This is a genomic window from Burkholderia paludis (assembly GCF_000732615.1).
Classification (GTDB): Bacteria; Pseudomonadota; Gammaproteobacteria; order Burkholderiales; family Burkholderiaceae; genus Burkholderia; species Burkholderia paludis.
The window spans coordinates 16655-37947 of sequence record NZ_JPGL01000064.1; the positions used below are offsets into that span (position 1 = coordinate 16655).

General features: G+C 68.5%; 18 protein-coding genes. 15 read left to right on the top strand and 3 right to left on the bottom strand.

Translation table 11 applies throughout. The features are described 5' to 3' along the window. Window positions 1–40 precede the first annotated feature (40 nt). Window positions 41–1999 carry a bifunctional 5-dehydro-2-deoxygluconokinase/5-dehydro-2-deoxyphosphogluconate aldolase gene (locus tag GQ56_RS0130935; protein ID WP_031402337.1) on the bottom strand — a complete coding sequence of 653 codons (1959 nt, stop codon included), beginning with the start codon at window positions 1997–1999 and terminating at the stop codon, window positions 41–43. Between the two features lie 316 nt (window positions 2000–2315). Between GQ56_RS0130935 and GQ56_RS0130940 the strand changes: the two genes are divergently transcribed. The 8 genes from GQ56_RS0130940 to GQ56_RS0130975 all read left to right on the top strand — a co-directional run bounded on the left by GQ56_RS0130940 (window position 2316) and on the right by GQ56_RS0130975 (window position 11348). After that, window positions 2316–3242, top strand: coding sequence for a sugar ABC transporter substrate-binding protein (locus GQ56_RS0130940; RefSeq protein WP_031402338.1), 927 nt, complete (start codon window positions 2316–2318; stop codon window positions 3240–3242). A 68-nt stretch (window positions 3243–3310) separates the two neighbouring features. Further along, a complete protein-coding gene (locus GQ56_RS0130945; protein WP_031402339.1) occupies window positions 3311–4903 on the top strand; it encodes a sugar ABC transporter ATP-binding protein in 1593 nt (530 codons plus the stop codon). 26 nt (window positions 4904–4929) lie between these two features. Then, window positions 4930–5955, top strand: a complete 1026-nt coding sequence (locus tag GQ56_RS0130950) for an ABC transporter permease (protein ID WP_031402340.1) — start codon at window positions 4930–4932, stop codon at window positions 5953–5955. Window positions 5956–6031: 76 nt separating this feature from the next. Then, complete coding sequence (locus GQ56_RS0130955) at window positions 6032–6943, top strand: sugar phosphate isomerase/epimerase family protein (RefSeq protein WP_031402341.1); 912 nt, start codon at window positions 6032–6034, stop codon at window positions 6941–6943. A 59-nt stretch (window positions 6944–7002) separates the two neighbouring features. Further along, window positions 7003–8016: a Gfo/Idh/MocA family oxidoreductase gene (locus GQ56_RS0130960; RefSeq protein WP_031402342.1), complete on the top strand. Its 1014-nt coding sequence runs from the start codon at window positions 7003–7005 to the stop codon at window positions 8014–8016. A 37-nt stretch (window positions 8017–8053) separates the two neighbouring features. After that, entirely contained in the window at window positions 8054–8980 is a 927-nt protein-coding gene (locus GQ56_RS0130965; RefSeq protein WP_031402343.1) for a TIM barrel protein, read from the top strand. A 35-nt stretch (window positions 8981–9015) separates the two neighbouring features. After that, entirely contained in the window at window positions 9016–10188 is a 1173-nt protein-coding gene (locus GQ56_RS0130970) for a Gfo/Idh/MocA family protein (RefSeq protein WP_031402344.1), read from the top strand. A 275-nt stretch (window positions 10189–10463) separates the two neighbouring features. Continuing rightward, a complete protein-coding gene (locus GQ56_RS0130975; protein WP_031402345.1) occupies window positions 10464–11348 on the top strand; it encodes a MurR/RpiR family transcriptional regulator in 885 nt (294 codons plus the stop codon). Between the two features lie 61 nt (window positions 11349–11409). Here the strand turns inward: GQ56_RS0130975 and GQ56_RS0130980 are convergent, their stop codons facing one another. Next, the gene (locus tag GQ56_RS0130980) at window positions 11410–12930 is read right to left on the bottom strand and encodes a CoA-acylating methylmalonate-semialdehyde dehydrogenase (protein ID WP_031402346.1); all 1521 of its coding nucleotides are present in this window, start codon (window positions 12928–12930) and stop codon (window positions 11410–11412) included. Between the two features lie 113 nt (window positions 12931–13043). Between GQ56_RS0130980 and GQ56_RS0130985 the strand changes: the two genes are divergently transcribed. The 7 genes from GQ56_RS0130985 (at window position 13044) to GQ56_RS0131015 (ending at window position 20341) form a co-directional block, all read left to right on the top strand. Next, the gene (locus tag GQ56_RS0130985; protein ID WP_031402347.1) at window positions 13044–13979 is read left to right on the top strand and encodes a LysR family transcriptional regulator; all 936 of its coding nucleotides are present in this window, start codon (window positions 13044–13046) and stop codon (window positions 13977–13979) included. A 117-nt stretch (window positions 13980–14096) separates the two neighbouring features. Beyond that, entirely contained in the window at window positions 14097–14324 is a 228-nt protein-coding gene (locus GQ56_RS0130990; RefSeq protein ID WP_031402348.1) for a sulfurtransferase TusA family protein, read from the top strand. A 219-nt stretch (window positions 14325–14543) separates the two neighbouring features. Further along, the gene (locus GQ56_RS0130995) at window positions 14544–14966 is read left to right on the top strand and encodes a hypothetical protein (RefSeq protein ID WP_031402349.1); all 423 of its coding nucleotides are present in this window, start codon (window positions 14544–14546) and stop codon (window positions 14964–14966) included. Between the two features lie 265 nt (window positions 14967–15231). Next, on the top strand, window positions 15232–15936 hold the full coding sequence (locus GQ56_RS0131000; protein ID WP_006490421.1) for a response regulator transcription factor: 705 nt from the start codon (window positions 15232–15234) through the stop codon (window positions 15934–15936). Beyond that, on the top strand, window positions 15933–17291 hold the full coding sequence (locus GQ56_RS0131005; RefSeq protein WP_031402350.1) for a FecR domain-containing protein: 1359 nt from the start codon (window positions 15933–15935) through the stop codon (window positions 17289–17291). Before GQ56_RS0131000 ends, GQ56_RS0131005 begins: the two co-directional genes overlap by 4 nt. 10 nt (window positions 17292–17301) lie before the next feature. Then, a complete protein-coding gene (locus tag GQ56_RS0131010; protein ID WP_031402351.1) occupies window positions 17302–19689 on the top strand; it encodes a CHASE2 domain-containing protein in 2388 nt (795 codons plus the stop codon). A 37-nt stretch (window positions 19690–19726) separates the two neighbouring features. Then, entirely contained in the window at window positions 19727–20341 is a 615-nt protein-coding gene (locus GQ56_RS0131015; RefSeq protein WP_031402352.1) for a DUF4136 domain-containing protein, read from the top strand. A 52-nt stretch (window positions 20342–20393) separates the two neighbouring features. Here the strand turns inward: GQ56_RS0131015 and galU are convergent, their stop codons facing one another. Next, window positions 20394–21278, bottom strand: coding sequence for a UTP--glucose-1-phosphate uridylyltransferase GalU (gene galU, locus GQ56_RS0131020; RefSeq protein ID WP_031402353.1), 885 nt, complete (start codon window positions 21276–21278; stop codon window positions 20394–20396). Between the last annotated feature and the right edge of the window lie 15 nt (window positions 21279–21293).

The window sequence follows — 21293 nt, forward strand, 5'->3', positions numbered from 1 at the left end:
TCGGTAAGGAGGAATCGGGTGGATCGGCTCGGGCGCCGCCTCAGGCCGCGGCGGCGCGGGCGGCCGCGGCACGACGGCCGAGCCATGCGTCGACCAGTTGCGCGAAGTTGCCGGCGACTTCGTCGATCAGCGCCTGGTCGTCGATGCGGCCGGCGAACCAGTTCAGCGCCGCGTCGGCCCACAGCGTGCGTCCGACCATGAAGCCCTTGACGATCGGGCTGGTCGCCGAGCGGAAGCTGTCGACGAGGTATTGCAGCGGCTGGTTCAGCCCGAGGATCACCGCGCCGCGGCAATGGGGGTCGCGCTCGGCGACGAGCGCTTCGAGCCGCGTCCAGCCGTTGGCGCTCAGCGGCGTGAGCTTCCACCATTCGGGCATCACGCCGAGGTTGTAGAAGCGTGCGACCGCGCGCAGCACCGCGTCGTCCTCGGTGCCCGCCGGCGTGACCGCGCGCGGCGGAATCACCTCCAGCAGCAGTTCGTTGCCGCTTGCGCGGGTGGCTTCCCACAGCTCCAGCACGCGCTGTTCCTGCTCCACGCGCAGGTCGACGTCGTCGTCCGGGTGATAGTGGATCAGGCACTTCACGACCTGCTCGGTCGGCCAGTGCGTGAGCGTCGAGCCGACCGAGCGCGTCTCGTCGAAGCGCAGCGGCCGCGAGCCGGGCAGCTCGACCGGGCGGCCGACCCACCAGCCGCGCCCGGTGGCCGACGCGAGCGCGTCGCTGCCGTAGGCGCCGCCGTCGATCAGCACGCCGACGTGGCCTTCGATCCGGCGCTCGCGCTCGACCTGTTCGGCCGCGCGCACGAGCAGGCGCTTCAGCGTCTTGATGCGCGCTTCGTCCGCGCCGGCCTGCACCGCGAGTTCGTAGAACTGGCTGCGATGGTCGAACGCCATCACGCACAGGTCGTCCCATTCGCGACGCGGCACCGTCACGCGATGCAGGTGCGCGAGCGTGCGGTCGGCGTCGACCGCCGGATTGCGGTCGCCGTCGAACCAGTGCGCGAGTTCGGCCGGCGTCGGCATCGCGGCCGAGCACGCGTGGCGCGACACGACGATCGCGCCGCACGCGTTCGCGATGCGCGTCGATTCGGCCCAGTCGCGGCCGCGCAGCAGGCCCGACAGCAGGCCCGACAGGAACGCGTCGCCCGCGCCGAGCACGTTGAGCACCTCGACGCGCTCGCCGAGAAAGGTCGGCGCGTCGTCGATGCAGGCGGGGATATCGCCCTCGATCACGCAGCAGCCGAGCGCGCCGCGTTTGACCACCAGCGCGGCGTTCGTGATCCGGCGCACCGCCTGCAGCGACCCGATCAGGTCGTGCGGCACGCCGCCCGCGATCAGGAATTCCTCCTCGGTGCCGACCAGCAGGTCGAATTCGCCGAGCACCTGCTGCAGTTGCCGCGTCACCTGCGCATCCGGCACATAGCGGTTCTCGCCCGCGCCGCGTGCGGTCAGGCCCCACAGCACCGGCCGGTAGTCGATGTCGAGAATGCGCACGACGCCGTGGCGGCGCGCGTAGCCGAGCGCGGTCAGCGACGCCTCGCGCGTACCCGGCGTCGACAGGTGCGTGCCGGTGATCGCGAGCGCGCGGCAGCCGGCGATGAAGGCCTCGCTGATCTCGTCGGCGCGCACGGCCATGTCCGCGCAGTTCTCGCGCACGAACAGCAGCGGGAACGTGTCGCGATCCTTCAGCCCGAGCAGCACCAGCGCGGTGAGGCGTTCGCCGTCGGTCTGCAGCTGGCTGGTGTCGCAGCCTTCGCGTTCGAGCGTCTCGCGCAGGAAGCGGCCCATCTGCTCGTCGCCGACGCGCGAGATCATCGCGGTCTTCAGCCCGAGCCGGGCCACGCCGAACGCGACGTTGCCCGACGAGCCGCCGAGATACATCTGGAAACTGCGCGCATCCTCCAGGCGGCTGCCGTACTGCTGCGCATAGAGATCCACGGCCACGCGGCCGAGGCAGGCGAGATCGATGGGGCGGTCACTCGGAAAGTTCAGCAGGCTCATATCACGTGTCACGCTCGCGGCCGGCGTTCGGCGTTGCCGGCAGATTAGGGGACCGATCCGGTCGCGACGGTCCGCGACGTGGGCTGCACGACGCGGGACTGCCTGCCGCCAGGAATCGGGCTACGGACGCAGTCTAGACTTTTTGGAAATCCAGTTCCCTAGGTGAAATCACGTAGAAATAAATTTCCAAATTTTCGAGGAAGTGATCTACAGTTTCATCCGGATGCTTCAGTCCGTATCGGATTCGATCGGACTCGGCCCGGCGGCGCGCAACGCGCCGTCTTCCGCCCCCCGGAGATGAGGAGACAGATTGATCATGAAGACCAAGCTGATGGCCGTCGCGGCCGCCGCGATCCTGGCGATGCCGCTCGCGCACGCCGAGAAGATCGGCGTGACGATGGCGTCGTTCGACGACACGTTCCTGACCATCCTGCGCAACAGCATCGCCGATGCCGCGAAGAAGGACGGCGCGACGGTGCAGATCGAGGACGGCGGCAACGACGTCGGCAAGCAGTTGAGCCAGGTCCAGAACATGATCGCGCAGAAGGTCGACGCGATCATCGTGAACGCGGTCGACACCGACGCGACGCCGAAGATCACGAAGATGGTGACGGCCGCGAAGATCCCGCTCGTCTACGTGAACCGCAAGCCGGTCGATTTCGACAAGCTGCCGGCCGGCGTCGCGGTCGTCGCGTCCGACGAGAAGCAGTCGGGCACGCTGCAGGCGCGCCAGGTGTGCAAGCTGCTCGGCGGCAAGGGCGACATCCTCGTGCTGATGGGCGAACTGTCCAACGAATCGGCGCGCGCCCGCACCCGGGACATCGAGGACGTGATCGCGACGAAGGACTGCGCGGGCATGAAGATCGTCGACAAGCGCGAAGGCAAGTGGAGCCGCACGCAGGGCCAGGACATCACGATGAACTGGCTGAGCTCCGGGACGAAGTTCGACGCGATCGTGTCGAACAACGACGAAATGGCGATCGGCGCGATCAACGCGCTGAAGGCCGCGCGCAAGTGGACGCCGAAGACGGTCGTCGCCGGCATCGACGCCACGCCGGACGGCCTCGCGTCGATGAAGAGCGGCGAGCTGAAGGTGTCGGTGTACCAGAACGCGGTCGGGCAGGGCGCGCAGTCGGTGGCCGCGGCGCTGAAGCTCGCGAAGAAGCAGCCCGTCGACCGTTACGTGAACGTGCCGTTCGAGCTGGTGACGCCGGACAACATGAACCAGTACGCCAGGCACTGACCGGCTTTTCCGTTGAACTGCGCGGGCCCGGCACGGCCGGGTTCGCGTGCGACTGTCGAGGAACGTCCATGTTTACAGCCAGGATCGCGCAGCCGATGGCCGGCGGCGACGCGCCGGCCGCTTCGTCCGGATCGACCGGCTCGTCCGGCCGGGAGGGCCCGCCGGCTTCTTCCGCCGCCGACTGCGTGCTCGAGGTGCGCGGCGTCGGCAAGTCCTTCCCCGGCGTCGTCGCGCTCGACGGCGTGCAGTTCCGCGTGCGGCGCGGCACCGTGCATGCGCTGATGGGCGAGAACGGCGCGGGCAAGTCGACGCTGATGAAGATCATCGCGGGCGTCTACACGCCCGACCAGGGCGAGATCCTGATCAACGGCGAGCCGGTCGTGCTGAACGGCCCGCTCGATGCGCTCGACCGCGGCATCGCGATGATCCACCAGGAACTCAACCTGATGCCGTACATGACGGTCGCGGAGAACATCTGGATCCGCCGCGAACCGAAGAACCGCTTCGGCCTGATCGATCACGCGGCGCTGCGCCGCCAGACGGCCGCACTGTTCGAGCGGCTGTCGATCGACATCGATCCGGAAACCGACGTGCGCACGCTGACCGTTGCGAGCCGGCAGATGGTCGAGATCGCGAAGGCCGTGTCGTTCGACTCGGACGTACTGATCATGGACGAGCCGACCTCCGCGCTGACCGACAAGGAAGTCAGCCACCTGTTCCGGATCATTCGCCAGCTGCGCGAGCAGGGCAAGGGCATCGTCTACATCACGCACAAGATGAACGAGCTGTTCGAGATCGCCGACGAGTTCTCGGTGTTCCGCGACGGCAGGTACATCGGCACGCATGCGTCGAGCGACGTCACGCGCGACGACATCATCCGCATGATGGTCGGGCGCGAGATCACGCAGATGTTCCCGAAGGAGGAGGTGCCGATCGGCGACGTCGTGCTGTCGGTGAAGAATCTCGGCGTCGAAGGCGTGTTTCGCGACGTGAGCTTCGAACTGCGCGCGGGCGAGATCCTCGGCGTGGCCGGGCTCGTCGGCTCGGGGCGCTCGAACGTCGCGGAGGCGCTGTTCGGCGTCGTGCCGGCCACGTCGGGCGAGATCCGGATCGACGGCAAGCCGGTGCGGATCGCGACGCCCGCGCAGGCGATGAAACTCGGGATGGCGTTCCTCACCGAGGATCGCAAGGACACCGGCTGCTTCCTGAATCTCGACCTGCTCGCGAACATGGAAGCGGCGGTGCTCAGCAACCGCTACGTGAAGTTCAATTTCGTGCAGCAGGCGCAGCTGAAGCGCGACTGCGAGGAAATGAGCCGGATGCTGCGCGTGAAGTCGCCCGGGCTGCACGAGGAGATCCAGAACCTGTCGGGCGGCAACCAGCAGAAGGTGCTGATCGGCCGCTGGCTGCTCACGCAGCCGCGCATCCTGATCCTCGACGAACCGACGCGCGGCATCGACGTCGGCGCGAAGGCCGAGATTCACCGGCTCGTCAGCGCGCTCGCCGGCAAGGGCGTCGCGGTGCTGATGATCTCGTCGGAGATGCCGGAAGTGCTGGGAATGAGCGATCGCGTGATGGTGATGCACGAAGGGCGCATGACCGGCATCGTCGATCGCAAGGACGCCGACCAGGTCCGCATCATGGATCTCGCGTCGCGCTGAGCCGAAACAAGATTGGAGACAAACAAATGGGCAACCTGAACCCGGTCGCGGATGCGCAGACCATGACGATCAAGGCGCGGCACACGAAGTGGCCGCCCGAACTGAGCATCTTCCTCGTGCTCGTCGGCATCAGCCTGTTCTTCGAGATCGTCGGCTGGATCGTCGTCGGCCAGAGCTTCCTGTTCAACGCCGAGCGGCTCGAGATCATCGTGCTGCAGATGGCCGTGATCGGCATCATCGCGGTCGGCGTGAACCTCGTGATCATCACCAGCGGGATCGACCTGTCGTCGGGGTCGGTCGTGGCCGCCGCGGCGGTCGTATCGGCGAGCCTCGCGCAGGTGTCCGACTTTCCGCGCGCGGTGTTTCCGCACCTGACCGACCTGCCGATCATCTGGCCCGTGCTGGCCGGCGTGTGCGTCGGGCTGCTGGTCGGCCTGCTGAACGGCTCGCTGATCGCGATGACGGGTATCCCTCCGTTCATCGCGACGCTCGGCACGATGGTGGCCGCGCGCGGCTTCGCGAAGTGGTTCACCAACGGGATGCCCGTGTCGATGCTGACCGACCAGTTCGCGGCCATCGGCGCGGGCGCCAACCCGGTGATCATCTTTCTCGTGATCGCCGCGATCTTCCACGTCGTGCTGCGCTACACGCGGTTCGGCAAGTACACCTATGCGATCGGGGCGAACCGTCATGCGGCCGTCGTGTCCGGCATCAACGTCACGCGTCACCTGATCTTCGTCTATGCGATCGCGGGCCTCCTCAGCGGGATCGCCGGCACCGTGACCGCCGCGCGCGCGATTTCCGGCCAGTCGGGCATGGGCGTGATGTACGAACTCGATGCGATCGCGGCCGTCGTGATCGGCGGCACGTCGCTGTCGGGCGGGCTCGGCCGTGTCACGGGCACCGTGATCGGCGTGCTGATCCTCGGCGTGATGACGTCGGGCTTCACGTTCATCCGCATCGACGCGTATTACCAGGAGATGGTCAAGGGCGCGATCATCGTCGCGGCCGTGATCGCCGACCAGTACCGCAACAAGAAGAAGCGCCGCTGATCCTTCATGCATCGCCGGACGCGGGCGGCACGTGCCGCCGGCAGCGTCCGGAACCCGCCGCCGCCGAGGACATTCGATGAAGATCGCGCTCGACCCGTACATGATTCGCCACCTGCCGCTCGACCGGCTGCCGCATGCGGTGGCCGAACTCGGCTACGACCAGATCGAGCTGTCGCCGCGCGGCGACTTCCTCGACTGGTGGGTGATGCCGCGCGCGACGCGCGAGCGCATGGCCGCGTTCCGGCAGGCGCTGCGCGCGAGCGGCGTCGGCCTTGCGTCGCTGCAGCCGATGTACCGCTGGGCGAGCCCGTTCGAGGACGAGCGGCAATGGGCCGTGCGCTGTTGGAGGAAGGCGATCGAGGTCGCGCTCGAGATGGAGTGCACGCTGATGGTGTCCGAGTTCGGGCGCGGCGCGTCGCCCGAGCGCTCGGTCGGCGAACGGCCGGGCGCGAACCCGAAGGAGCTGTGCGAGGCCGCGTGGTTCCGGTCGATGGACACGCTGCTGCCGATCCTCGAGCGCGAACGCATCGTGCTGTCGGTCGAACCGCATCCGGAAGACTGGATCGAGGCGTTGCAGCCCGCGATCGACATCGTCACGAACCTCGGTTCGCCGTCGCTGAAGCTGTCGTACATCGCGCCGCACACGTTCCATTACGGCGACGACATGGCCGCGATGATCGCGCGGGCCGCGCCGATCCTCGCGCATGTGCGCGTGGCCGACACGTTCGACCACCGCAAGAGCAGCCAGCTGCGCTACATCGTGAACCCGCCCGGCTCGAACCAGATCCGCGTGCACCAGCATCTCGACATCGGGCAGGGCGAGATCGACTGGGACGTATTTTTCCGCGCGCTCGGCGCCGCGGGATTCGACGGCGTGATGTCGTCGTGCGTGTTCGCATGGGAGGACCGCGCGGAAGCGTCGTCGCGGTACATGCGCGACACGATCGGGCGCTACGTCGATCGTCATTTCGATCGCGCCGCGCACTGACGGATGACTGACCGGCGCGGCAGGGGCCGCGCCGCTGATGAACCACTGGAGAACTCCGGATGACCTTGAAAATCGGCGTGATCGGCTGCGGCGCGATCGGCCAGGACCATATTCGCAGACTGACCCGCACGCTGTCCGGTGCGCGCGTCGTGGCCGTCACCGACATCGATCCGCGCCAGGCGCGCGATGCGGTGGAGAAGATGGGGCTCGACGCCGAGATCCATCGCGACGGCCACGAGGTGGTCGCGGCCGCCGATGTGCAGGCCGTGCTCGTCACGTCGTGGGGGCCGACGCACGAAGCGTTCGTGCTCGATGCGATCGCGCACGGCAAGCCCGTGTTCTGCGAGAAGCCGCTGGCCGTCACGGCCGACGGCTGCATGCGGATCGTCGAGGCCGAAGTCGCGCACGGCAAGCGGCTCGTGCAGGTCGGCTTCATGCGGCCGTACGACGAAGGCTATCGCGCACTGAAGCGCGTGATCGACAGCGGCGAGATCGGCGCGCCGCTGATGCTGCATTGCGCGCACCGCAACCAGTCGGTCGGCGAGCGCTACACGACGGACATGGCGATCACCGACACGCTGATCCACGAACTCGACGTGCTGCGCTGGCTGCTCGGCGAAGACTACGTGAGCACGCAGGTCGTCTATCCGAAGAAGACGCGCCACGCGTCCGCGCATCTTGCCGATCCGCAGATCGTGCTGCTGGAGACCGCGAGCGGCGTGCGCATCGACGTGGAGATCTTCGTGAACTGCCAGTACGGCTACGACATCCAGTGCGAGGTGGTCGGCGAGCAGGGCATCGCGAAGCTGCCCGATCCGCCGGCCGTGGGGCTCAAGCATGCGGCGCGGCAAGCGGTGGAAATCATGACCGACTGGAAGGAACGCTTCATCGCGTCGTACGACGTCGAGCTGCAGGCATTCATCGACGGCGTGCGGCAGGGCGCGCTCACGGGGCCGTCCGCATGGGACGGCTACGCGGCGGCGGTCGCGGCCGACGCCTGCGTGCGTGCGCAGCAAAGCGGCGCGGTCGAGCCGATCGCGCTGGCCGACCGTCCCGCGTTCTATCGCGGCTGAACCGAACCGCAACCGCCTGCCTGCCGGACCGAACGACATGACGATGAAGCTGGGTTGCGCACCGTGCTGCTGGGGCGTCGACGACGTGAGGAATCCGCACCTGCCGCCGTGGCGGCGGGTGCTCGCCGAGGCCGCGCAGGCCGGCTATTCGGGCATCGAGCTCGGGCCGTACGGCTATCTCCCGCTCGAACCCGACCTGGTGGGCGTCGAGCTCGAGCGGCAGCGCCTGAGCATCACCGCCGGCACGATCTTCGACGATCTCGTGTCGCCGGAGAATCTGCCGAACCTGCTGCGCCAGGCGCGCGACATCTGCGCCCTGATCACGCGCTTGCCGAAGCCGCCCGCGCAGGACGGCCAGCGTTACGCGGCGCCGTACCTGGTGGTGATTGACTGGGGGCACGCGGAGCGCGACTACGCGGCCGGCCATGCCGATCGCGCGCCGCGCCTGTCGGACGCGCGCTGGGCGCACATGGTCGACCACATCCGGCAGATCGCCGCGATCGCGCGCGATGCGTTCGGCGTGCGCACGGTGATTCATCCGCATGCGGGCGGGCATATCGAGTTCGCGGACGAGATCGACCGGATCGTCGCCGACGTTCCGGCCGACTGCGCCGGCCTCTGTCTCGACACCGGCCACCTGTACTACTCGGGCATGGACCCGCAGACGTGGCTGCGCCGCCATGCGGCGCGCCTCGACTACGTGCATTTCAAGGACATCGACGCGGCCGTCTACGACGCGGTGATGGGCGAGCACATCGCGTTCTTCGCCGCATGCGCGCGCGGCGTGATGTGCCCGATCGGCACCGGCGTGCTCGATTACCGGTCGATCCGGCGTGCGCTCGACGACATCGGCTACGCGGGCGACATCACGATCGAGCAGGAGCGCGACCCGCGCAACGCCAACGCGAGCCTGCGCGACGTCGCCGCGAGCCGTACGTTTCTCGCGTCAGTCGGTTTCGCTTGACGTAATCAATCTGGATAACGAAGGAATACACCATCATGATCGACGGACAGATTCTGCTCGGGCACTCGATTCGCTGGGGCATGGTCGGCGGCGGGCTCGGCAGCCAGATCGGCTACAGTCACCGGTCGGCCGCGTTGCGCGACGGCAGTTTTCAGCTGCTTGCCGGCGCTTTCGACATCGATCCCGAGCGCGGCCGCGCGTTCGGCGTGAAGCTCGGCGTCGCGCCCGAGCGCTGCTATGCCGACTATGCGGCGATGTTCGACGCCGAGGCGCGCCGCCCGGACGGCATTCGCGCGGTAACGATCGCGACGCCGAACAATACGCACTTCGAGATCTGCCGCGCCGCGCTGAATGCCGGGCTGCACGTGGTCTGCGAGAAGCCGCTGTGCTTCACGATCGAGGAAGCCGAGGCGCTGCAGCGCCTGTCGGTCGAGAAGAACCGGATCGTCGGCGTTGCATACGGCTATTCGGGGCACCAGATGATCGAACAGGCGCGCGAGATGATCGCGCGCGGCGATCTCGGCGAGATCCGGATCGTGCAGATGCAGTTCGCGCACGGCTTTCACAGCGAGGGGGTCGAGGCCGCGAGCGCGGCCGCGCGCTGGCGCGTCGATCCGAAGTTCGCCGGCCCGAGCTACGTGCTCGGCGACATCGGCACGCATCCGCTGTACATCTCCGAGGTGATGGCGCCCGCGCTGAAGATCCGGCGGCTGATGTGCTCGCGGCAGAGCTTCGTGAAGAGCCGCGCGCCGCTCGAGGACAACGCGTTCACGATCATGGAATACGACACGGGCGCGATCGGCTACGTGTGGTCGAGCGCGGTGAACGCCGGCTCGATGCACGGCCAGAAGGTGCGCGTGATCGGCTCGAAGGCGAGCGTCGAGTGGTGGGACGAGCATCCGAACCAGTTGCGCCATGAAGTGCAGGGGCAGCCCGCGCAGGTGCTCGACCGCGGGATGGGTTATCTGCATCCGAATGCGCTGCATGAGGACCGGATCGGCGCCGGACATCCGGAGGGGCTGTTCGAGGCCTGGTCGAATCTCTACCGGCGCTTCGGGCTCGCGATGGATGCGACCGATCGCGGCGACGTCGCGGCACTGAAGGGCATTCGCTTTCCGGACGTCCACGCGGGCGTGGAGGGCGTGCGCTGGGTCGAGCACTGCGTGCGCTCCGCCGATGCGGGCGGCGTGTGGGTCGACTATCGCTGAACGCCCGGCCGGGGCGGGCCGCACGGCGTTGCGCGCCGGCAGCCGGCCTCGGTAGACGCCCTAATCTTTACGACGCCGCGCGAGCGTTGGACAATCGGTCCAGGCTTGCCGTGGAGCGTGTGCAAGTGATGATCGAGCGCGTGGGAGCGAGCGCGCGGCGCGGGCCGTGCCGCAAACGTGTTTAAATTCGCCCTTCATGCATGTATCCAGTCGAGTCCCGGGCCGCGCGCTTGAGCATCGCGCGGCCGTCGGGGCCGTCAACTTCGCGCTATCCGATGAGTTCATCCGAGAAACCACCCGCCACCGTCGAGCAGTTCCTGCAGCACCTGACGCGGGAATACGACGGCCTCAGCAATCGCCTGAAGGTCATTGCGCGCCACGTGGAAACGCATCGGGACCAGCTTGGCCTGGAGGGCATCCAGTCGCTCGCGGAAGCGTGCGGCGTCCAGCCGTCGGCAGTCGTGCGCTTCGCGAAGCACTTCGGCTTCTCCGGCTTCTCCGAAATGCAGCGGTTGTTCCGCGAGGGGCTCGCACAGCAGATCGCGCCGGGGCGTGCATACAACCTGCGGTTGCGCGACGTGATCGAATCGGGCGAGTCGAGCCTGCAGCCCGAGCAGATCGCCGACGAATTCATCAAGGGCAGCATCGCCGGGATGCAGCAGCTGCGGCAGACGCTCGACCCGCAGGCGCTCGCGCAGGCCGTCGACCTGCTCGCCGACACGCAGGCGATCTGGATCGCCGGCTCGCGGCGCGCGTTTCCGATCGCCGTGTACCTCGACTATGCGCTGCAGCACACCGACAAGCGCATCGGGCTGTTCAGCGCGCTCGGCAGCATGCACCTCGGACAGATCCGCTCGGTGCGCGAGGGCGACGTGATGATCGTCATCTCGTTCATGCCGTATGCGGAGGAAACCGTGCAGGTCGCGCAGCAGGCCGTGCAGCGCGGCGCGCGGCTGATCGCGATCACCGACAGCCGGATGAGCCCGCTCGCGCGGGAGGCCGAAGTGACGCTGATGGTGCAGGACAGCGCGACGTTCGGGTTCCGCGCGCTGACCGCCACGATGGGGCTCGCGCAGAGCCTGTTCGTCGCGCTCGCGTACCGGCTCGAACTGTCGTATCTGCCGACCGCCGACGGCGCGCACGGCACGAAGGCCGGCTGACGCGCATCCCGCCGGCGCGGCGTCCGCCCGGTCGATCGGCGGGCGGCGCGCCGGCAAGCGGTTACTTCGCGGTCGGCATCGCGAATTCGGCGCCCTTGCCGATGCTCGACGCCCAGCGCTGCATCACCGACTTCTGGCGCGTGTAGAAACGCACGCCTTCCTCGCCGTACGCGTGCATGTCGCCGAACAGGCTCTTCTTCCAGCCGCCGAAACCGTGCCAGGCCATTGGCACCGGAATCGGCACGTTGATGCCGACCATCCCGACCTGGATGCGCCGCGCGAACTCGCGCGCGATGCCGCCGTCGCTCGTGAAGCACGACACGCCGTTGCCGAACTCGTGCGCGTTGATCAGGTCGACCGCTTCGCCGAAATCCTTCACGCGCACGCAGCCGAGCACGGGGCCGAAGATTTCTTCCCGGTAGATCCGCATGTCGGGCGTCACGTGATCGAACAGCGTGCCGCCGGTGAAGAAGCCTGCCTCGCGGCCGGGCACGCGCAGCCCGCGGCCGTCGACCACCAGTTGCGCGCCTTCGCTCACGCCTTGCGCGATGTAGCCTTCGATGCGCTTCAGCGCGTCGCCGGTGACGATCGGGCCCATCTCGACTTCCGGCGACATCCCGTCGCCGATCACCAGCTTGCGCGCGCGCTCGGCCACCAGCGGCACGATCCGGTCCGCGACGTCGCCGACCAGCACCGCGACGCTGATCGCCATGCAGCGCTCGCCCGCCGAGCCGTACGCGGCGCCGATCAGTGCGTCGACCGCCTGCTCGAGGTTCGCGTCGGGCATCACGACCAGGTGGTTCTTCGCGCCGCCGAGCGCCTGCACGCGCTTGCCGGATTGCACCGCGCGCTGCTGGACATAGGCCGCGATCGGCGTCGAGCCGACGAAGCTGACGGCCTGCACGTCCGGATGGTCGAGCAGCGCGTCGACCGCGCCCTTGTCGCCCTGCACGACGTTGAACACGCCGGCCGGCAGCCCCGCCTGCGTGAGCAGGTCGGCGATGAACAGCGCGGCCGACGGATCGCGCTCGCTCGGCTTCAGCACGAACGTGTTGCCCGTCGCGATCGCGACCGGGAACATCCAGCACGGCACCATGCACGGGAAGTTGAACGGCGTGATGCCCGCGACGACGCCGAGCGGCTGACGCATCGTCCAGTTGTCGATGCCGGTGCTGACCTGGTCGGTGAAGTCGCCTTTCAGGAGCTGCGGCACGCCGCAGGCGAATTCGATGATGTCGATCCCGCGCGCGACTTCGCCCTGCGCGTCGGAGAACACCTTGCCGTGCTCGGCCGTGATGATGGCCGCGAGCGTGTCGCGGTGTTCGTTCATCAACTGCAGGAAGCGGTGCAGCACGCGCGCGCGGCGGATCGGCGGCGTCTCGGCCCAGGCCGGGAACGCGGCGTGGGCCGATGCGACGGCCCGCTGCACTTCGCTGTCGTCGGCCAGTGCGACGCGCCGCACCGCGCGGCCGAGCGCGGGATTGAGGACGTCCTGGAAGCGGCCGCTGCGGCCGGCGACGGGCGCGCCGTCGACGTAGTGGCCGACGTCGGCGTCGGAGGTGTACGCGGGAACCGGATTCATCGTGTCTCCTGGGGGGCGGGTGAGGGTGAATGCGGCCTAGTCTAGGCAAACCGGCGGGGCGGGAGAAGGCCGCGCGGCTTGATTCACTGTTCAGAATTCTGAATAATTGATGGATGAATCAGCAAAATGTCCAGGCGCTCTGGCCGCATATCCATTCGCTGACGGTGCTGGCGGCCGCCGGCAGTTTCACGGCCGCCGCGCAGCGGCTCGGCATCAGCAAGGCCGCGATGAGCCAGCGTATCGCCGATCTCGAGAAGGCGGCCGGCGTGCCGCTCGTGCGCCGCACGACGCGCAGCGTGCGGCTCACCGATGCGGGCCAGACGCTCGTCGACAGCACGCGCGACGCGTTCGAGTCGATCGGGCAGCACTTCGCGCGCGTGAAGGACCTGGCCGGCGAGCCGCGCGGGCTGCTGCGCATGACGGTGCCGGTCGCGCTCGGGCGCCAGCAGGTCGTGCCGCACCTGCCGGCGTTCCTGCGCCAGCATCCGGGCGTGCATATCGAGCTCGACCTGTCGGACCGGCTGCATTCGCTGACCCAGGAGGGCTTCGACCTCGCGATCCGCCATACGACCACCGCGCCGCAGACCCACGTCGCGTGGAAGCTGTGCGATACGCGCTCGCTGCTCGTCGCGAGCCGCGAGTATCTCGACGCGCGCGGGGCGCCGCGGCACCCGGAAGAACTCGTCGATCACAGCTGCCTGTGCTACCTGCGCGACAACGAGCCGGCCGCGTGGAGCTTCGAGCCGGACGGCCGGCGGCGCCAGCGCGTGAGCGTGCCGGTACGCGGCAGTTTCGCGGCGAACAACAGCGAGGCCATGCGCGAGGCCGCGCTGGGCGGGCTCGGCATCGCGCTGCTGCCGGATTTCAGCGCGCGGCGCGATCTCGAGGCCGGCCGGCTGGTCGCGCTGCTCGACGGCTGGCGGCCATCGGGGGCGTTCGGCGACCATATTTTCGCGATTCGTCCGTACAGCCCGGTCGTGCCGAGCGCGGTGCGCGCGCTCGTGCGACACCTGCGCGAACGGCTCGCGGGCGGCTTCTCCGGCGCGTGACGCCGGTGCCGGCGGCCGCCGGGCCGGGCGCGGCCCCGGCAGGCCCGGCGTCGCTGCGGTAAAATCGCGGCTTCCTCCCGCGCCTTGTGTGGCGCGTCATTCGAAGGTCGACAGCCGATGCAGATTCACAAGGAAGTAGACGCGCGCGGGCTCAATTGCCCGTTGCCGATCCTGCGTGCCAAGAAAGCGCTCGCCGATATGGAAAGCGGGCAGATCCTCAAGGTGCTCGCGACCGATCCGGGCTCGCAGCGCGATTTCGCCGCGTTCGCCAAACAGACGGGCAACGAAATCGTCGAATCGACGATGCAGGACAAGACCTTCGTGTTCCTGATGCGCCGTCGCTGAACGCGCGCATCGCGGTCCCGGCGCCGGCTGGCCCGTCGGGCCGGCCAACCTCGGGCAGGCCAACCTTATCTGACAATTCTTAAACCTCGCTTCACGATCGGCTGCGTATACTGACCCGGCCGGTCGTCCGCTCTTCCAGCGGGCGTGCCGGCTACGGTACGTCGTACGGCGGGCACGGGGGCCATGCCTGACGTTACCGTCGTACAACGGGGAGAGGACATGTCCTTCAGACCAGGGACCTATCGAAGTCCGTCCGGAGCGGAACGCAGCGTATCGGGACTGAGCCGTATCGAGCTCGACCCGCAGCAGGATCGCCACGCGCGTGCCGCGCTGGAGGCCTATGCGGATTCGGCCGCGTCCGAGATGCCGTGGCTGGCGGAGTGGCTCGACGAACGGCTGCGCGACGCCGCGCAGGACGACGGCGCGGGCCTGACCTACTGCGGCGCCACGATCGAACGCGTGTTCGATCTGGCGCAGGCGTGGGCGGCGGGCCAGCCCGACTACGCGGCTGGCGCGTGGGAGCGCGTGCGCGGCCAGCTGCAGCGGATGCTTGCGCAGCCCGCGCTGTCGGAACTGCCGTCGCGAGCCGTGCTGGCCGACGACGTCGCCGAGCCGGTGGCCGGCGTCGCGGATGCCGGCTAGACGTCCGATTGCGCGACCGAAGGGATTATTCGAAGAAAAGGCGATAGTCCGCGCAATTTCTTGGCGAATTTCATACTACTATGGTGAAATCGCCGGTTCGTCCGTGCCCCGTTTTTGAGATATTGCTGGGGTCGCCGGTTTGCGCAGGTGGCGCGAGCGGCGAACGACGGCTCGCCGGCCGATATCCGGAAGCCGCGCGCGTATTGCGCGCGAGGGTCGGGCGGAGAGCTGAACTGGACGAATCGATTTCGATTTGCGGGGTGCTATGAGAATTGCTGTACTGGATGACGATCCGGCCCAGACGGATTTCGTCAGTCAAACGCTGACGGCCGTTGGCCATACGTGCTACGCGTTCAAGGAAGGCAAGGCCCTGAAGAAACGTCTGCAGCGCGAGACGTTCGATCTGCTGGTGCTCGACTGGAACGTGCCCGACATGTCCGGCGAGGAAGTGCTCAAGTGGGTGCGTGCCAACCAGACCGAGCACAGCCTGCCGATCATCTTCATGACGAGCCGCGACGACGAGGCGGGGATCACGCAGATCCTCAACGCCGGCGCCGACGACTACGTGGTCAAGCCCGTCTCGGGCCCGATCCTGCGTGCGCGCATCGGTTCGCTGCTGCGCCGCGCGTATCCGGTCAACGCCGAGGCGACCGTCCGCGAATTCGATCAATTCCGTTTCGACGTGAACCTGAAGCAGGCGTACGTCGGCGACAAGGCCGTGAGCCTGACGCAGAAGGAATTCGAGCTCGCGCTGCTGCTGTTCCAGCATCTCGACCGGCCGCTGTCGCGTGCGCACATTCTCGATCTCGTGTGGAAGCAGGCGACCGACATCCCGTCGCGCACGATGGATACGCACATCTCGATGCTGCGCACCAAGCTCGGCTTGCGGCCCGAGAACGGCTATCGTCTCGCGCCGATCTACGGCTACGGCTATCGGCTCGAGCGGGTCGGTCAGGGAGAACCGGAGTGACCACGGGAATCACGCAGCGCATGGCGACCCTGCGCACGGCGGCGTTGCACGCGGCCTGCGCGGTCGCGTTCGGGTTCGCCGCGCAACAGGCGGGCGCGCAACCGCCGGCCGCGGGCAAGACGGTCGTCTACGTCGCGCAGGCGGGCGACACGCTGTACGACGTCGCCGCGCGCTACCTGCAGGGAGCGGGCGACTGGCAACTGCTCCAGCAGATCAATCACGTGGCCACGCCGCAACGCCTGCAGCCCGGCACCGCGCTGAAGCTGCCGGTCGCGCGCCTGCGCAAGGAAAAGCTGACCGCGCGCGTCATCGCGGTGCAGGGCACGGCCGAACGCGCGTCCGGCGACGCATTCGCGCCGCTCGCGAACGACGCGACGCTCGCCGAGGGCGATCGCGTGCGCACCGGTCCGAACGGCTTCGTGACGCTCGAGCTCGCCGACGGCACGCACATGAGCCTGCCGCCCGACAGCCAGCTCGACCTGAAGGCGCTGCGCCGCACCGTGCTGACCGGCACGCTCGATCGCGAGTTCGAACTCACGCGCGGCTCGGTCGACAGCGAAGTCACCCATCTGAAGAAACGCGACGACCGCTTCCAGATTCGCTCGCCGTCGGTCGTGGCCGGCGTGCGCGGCACGCACTTTCGCGTGAACTACGACGCGGCCGGCAACGCGTCGACGCGCGTCGAAGTGCTCGACGGCACGGTCGGCGTCGCGGGCGACCAGCAGCCGGCCAACCCGACGCTCGTGCATGCGAACTTCGGCAGCGTCGCGACATCGTCCGGCGCGGTCGGCGCCCCGGTCGAACTGTTGCCCGCGCCGGCGCTTGCGCAACCCGACAAGGTGCAGGACGAGCCCGACGTCTCGTTCGACGTCGCGCCGCTCGCGCAGGCGCACGCGTATCGCGTGCAGCTCGCGCACGACGCGGGGCTGCTCGACCTGTTCCGCGAAACGCGCACCGATTCGCCGCACGCGGTGTTCCGCAACGTGCCGAACGGAAACTACTTCGTGCGGGTCGCCGCGATCGACGCCAATGGCCTCGAGGGCCTGCCGCGCACGTATGCCTTCGAACGCCGCATCATGGGGCTTGACGCGAGCGCGTCGCCGGGTGCGGGCGGCTACGAGTTCCGCTGGGCGCCGAACGGCGCGGGCAAGGGCGCGCGCTACCGGTTCGTGCTGTCGCACTCGAAGGACCTGAGCGCGCCGGTCGTCGACCAGGTCGGCCTGCACGCGCGCCAGATCACCGTCGCGAACCTGCCGCCGGGCGAGTATTTCTGGGCCGTGACCGTCGAGGAGTTCGAGGGCGGCAAGTTCTACGAGAAGACCAGTCCGGTCAGCGCGTTCACGCTGTCGCGCTGATCCGCGGCGCATGAAACCCGATTCCGTTTCCCCGCGGAGACATCTCGGCCGCCGCTTCCTGATCGAATGGATCGCGATCGGCTGCCTCGGGGTCGCGGTGATCCTCGCGTGCGCGCTCGGCCGCCTGTCGGCGGGCGTCGACGGGCTGATCTACGACCGGCTGCTGATGTTGCGCAGCCTGCCGCTGTCGCCCGACGTGGTCGTCGTCGACATCGACAACCCGAGCGTGTCCGCCCTCGGCCGCTGGCCGTGGCCGCGCGACGTGCACGCGCGGCTGCTCGACACGCTGGCGCGCGCGCAACCGGCCGCCGTCGTCTACGACGTTTTGTTCACCGAACCGTCGCCGCAGGATCGCGCGTTCGCGGACGCGATGAGCCACGTGCCGACCTTCCTGCCCGTGCTGCTGAGCCCCGAGCAGGCCGACGGCACGCGCACCGTCGATCCGCCGGTGGCTGCGCTCGCGGCGCGTGCGACCGGGCTCGGCCACATCAACCTCGAAGTCGATCGCGACGGCATCGTGCGCAGCGTCGCGCTGTTCGAAAGCGACGGCCGCGTGCGCTGGCCGCAACTGATGGTGCCCGTGTACCGCGCGATCCAGGCCGGCCGCCTGCAGCCGGTCGGCGGCGCACCCGGTGCGAATGCGCACGACCTGTCGCAGGACGCGGCCGGCGAAGGCCGCTACCTGATCCCGTTCAGCCGCAACACGCCCGCCTATCCGACGCTGTCGTTCAACGACGTGCTGGAAGGGCGCGTGAAGCCCGACGCGCTGCGCGGCAAGATCGTCGTCGTCGGTGTCACGGCGTCGGGGCTGTACGACCGCTTTGCAACGCCCGTGTCCGGCGAGTTCGGCCCGCTCGCCGGCGTGTATATCCATGCCAACGTGCTCGACATGCTGGCGACCGGCAGTGCGATCTCGCCCGCGTCGCGCGCGGGGCTGTTCGCCGCGTCGCTGCTGCCGCTCGCCGTGCTGTTGGGCGGCTTCCTGATGCTGTCGCCGTGGCGCGCGCTGCTGCTGACGCTCAGCCTCGCCGGGCTCGCCGTCGTCGCAAGCCTGGCGCTGCTGTTCGAGGCGCGCATCTGGCTGTCGCCGGCGCCCGCGATCTTCGGGCTGGTTGCCGTCTACCCGATCTGGAACTGGCGGCGGCTGGAAATGACGATGTCGTACCTGCGCCGCGAGCTGCAGCGGCTCGCCGACGAGCCGCACCTGCTGCCGGAAGCGCCGCGCACGCGCAGCGTCGGCGGCGACGTGCTCGAGCGGCAGATGGCGTTGATGGCGCAAGCCGCGCAGCGCGTGCAGGACATGAAGCGCTTCGTGTGGGACAGCCTCGACAGCATGCCCGAGCCGATCTTCGTGACCGATCTGGCCGGCACCGTGCTGATCGCGAACCATGCGGCGAAACGCTACGGGGCGCGGCTCTCGCTGCCGCTGCCGGAGGGGCGGTCGTTGCGCGCGGCGCTCGGCGAGCTGACCTTCATGAAGACCGTCGACGGCAACGCCGAACACGACGCGGCGATCCGCGAACACTGGCCGGCGGTGCTCGACCCGACGCTCGAGGCCGAGCACGACGCGATGGCGCGCGGCATCGAAGTGCGCGATCGCGACGGGCTCGACCATCTGTTACGCTACGCGGCCTGCACGAACGCGCAGGGCCGCGTGACGGGCTGGATCGCCGGTCTCGTCGACGTCACCGAGCTGCATGCGGCCGAGCGGCAGCGCGAGGAGGCGCTGCACCTGCTGTCGCACGACATGCGCTCGCCGCAGTCGTCGATTCTCGCGCTCGTCGAGATCGAACGCGACCGCGCCGAGACCGACGCGATGCGCGGGCTGCTCGCGCGGATCGAGCGCTATGCGCACCGCGCGCTGTCGCTGGCCGACGAGTTCGTGCAGCTGGCGCGCGCGGAGTCGCAGGTCTACCAGCTCGAAGTAACGAGCCTCGTCGACGTGCTGATCGATGCGAGCGACGAGGTGTGGCCGCAGGCGCAGGCGAAGCACATCCGGGTCGACACCGACGTCGGTGCCGACATGTGCTGGGTCCGCGCGGACCGCTCGCTGATCACGCGCGCCTTCGTGAACCTGTTGAACAACGCGGTCAAATACAGTCCGTCCGACACGGTGATCACGTGTACGCTGACGGTCGAGCACGCGTCGAAACGGATGTTCTGTACGATTCGCGATCAGGGGTACGGCATCGCGCCGGAAGATCAGCGGCATCTGTTCGAGCGTTTCAAGCGGTTCCATGCCGGCGAGCGGCCCGAGATCTCGGGTTCCGGGCTCGGCATGGCATTCGTGAAGACGGTCGTCACGCGCCATGGGGGTAGCGTGGCGGTCGACAGCGAGGTGGGCGTCGGCACCGCGGTGACGGTGTCGCTGCCTGCGATCGACGAGCCGTCCGCCTGACAGGGCCGGGCGCGACGGCAGGCATTTGGGGAAAGCCATGAGAAAGGAATGGGCAACGGCCGCGATGGCGGCGTTGCTGTTGACGGGGTGTGCCGGCGTGACGAGCGGCGTGAGTGTGGTCGGGCAGCCGGACGCATTCGCATCGGGTGCGCATGCCTACGAATTCATGCGGACGGCCGCGCAGACCGGCGATGCCGACTATCGGCAGATCGAGACGCTCGTGCGCGACGAACTCGCGCGCCGCGGCTTCGATGCGAAGCCGCTCGCGGCCGCGCGCTACCGGGTGTCGATTGCGTACGCGACGCAGGCGGCCTCGGTCGCGGCGCGCGCCGACGGGTGCGGTGCCGCGAGCAGCGCATGCGTGACCGTCGACGGGCCGGCGCCGTTGGCGCTGCCGTTCATGGGGCGGGTGTATCGCCACGTGCTGACGCTGCGTTTCGTCGATGCGAAATCGGGCGCCGACGTCTACCGCGTATCGGCCTCGCTGCGCGATCGCGACGCCGGCACGCAGCAGGCGGCGCCTGCGCTCGTGAAGAGCGCGCTCGCGAAGGTGCCGTTCGGCGACGGTGGCGGCTGGCTCGTCAAGACGAAAAAAGACGACGCGGGCGGGATGCCGGGCGTCGTCTCGGTGAAGCCGGCCGACGCGCGCTGAGCGGCGGCCCGTGAGGTGAGGGCGGGCGCGTCGGGGCGCGCCCTTGCCGCGTTCAGTCGGCCGGGTGCGCGTTGCCGCGCGTGCGCAGGTACGCGTCGAAATCCGCGGCAACTTCCGGGTGACGCAGCGCGAATTCGACCGTCGCCTTCAGGTAGCCGAGCTTGCTGCCGCAATCGTAGCGCGTGCCCTGGTACTTGTAGGCGAGCACCTGTTCGTCGGCGAGCAGCGCCTGGATTGCGTCGGTGAGCTGCAGTTCGCCGCCCGCGCCGGGCTTCAGTGCCCGCAGGTGCTGGAAGATCCGCGGCTTCAGGATGTAGCGGCCGACCACGCCGAGGTTCGACGGCGCGACTTCCGGCGCCGGCTTCTCGATGATCGCCGACATCTTGACGATCGACTCTTCCCACTCCTTGCCGTCGACGATCCCGTACGACTTCGTTTCCGACGGCGGGATCTCTTCGACGCCGATCACCGAGCTGTGATAGTGGTCGAACACGTCGACCATCTGTTTCATCACCGGCGGGTTGCCGTCGAGCAGGTCGTCGGCGAGGATCACCGCGAACGGGTTGTCGGCAACCAGCTTTTCCGCGCACAGCACCGCATGGCCGAGGCCGAGCGCTTCCGGCTGGCGCACGTAGAAACAGTCGACATGGCTCGGCTTGATGCTGCGCACGAGCTCGAGCAGCTTTGCCTTGCCGCGTGCCTCGAGCTCGGCCTCGATTTCGTACGACTTGTCGAAGTGATCCTCGATCGCGCGCTTGCTGCGCCCGGTCACGAAGATCATCTCGGTGATGCCCGCGGCGATCGCTTCCTCGACCGCGTACTGGATCAGCGGCTTGTCGACGACGGGCAACATTTCCTTCGGGCTTGCCTTGGTTGCCGGCAGGAACCGCGTGCCGAGCCCGGCAACCGGAAATACCGCCTTGGTGACTTTCAACATGATCGAACCTTTATT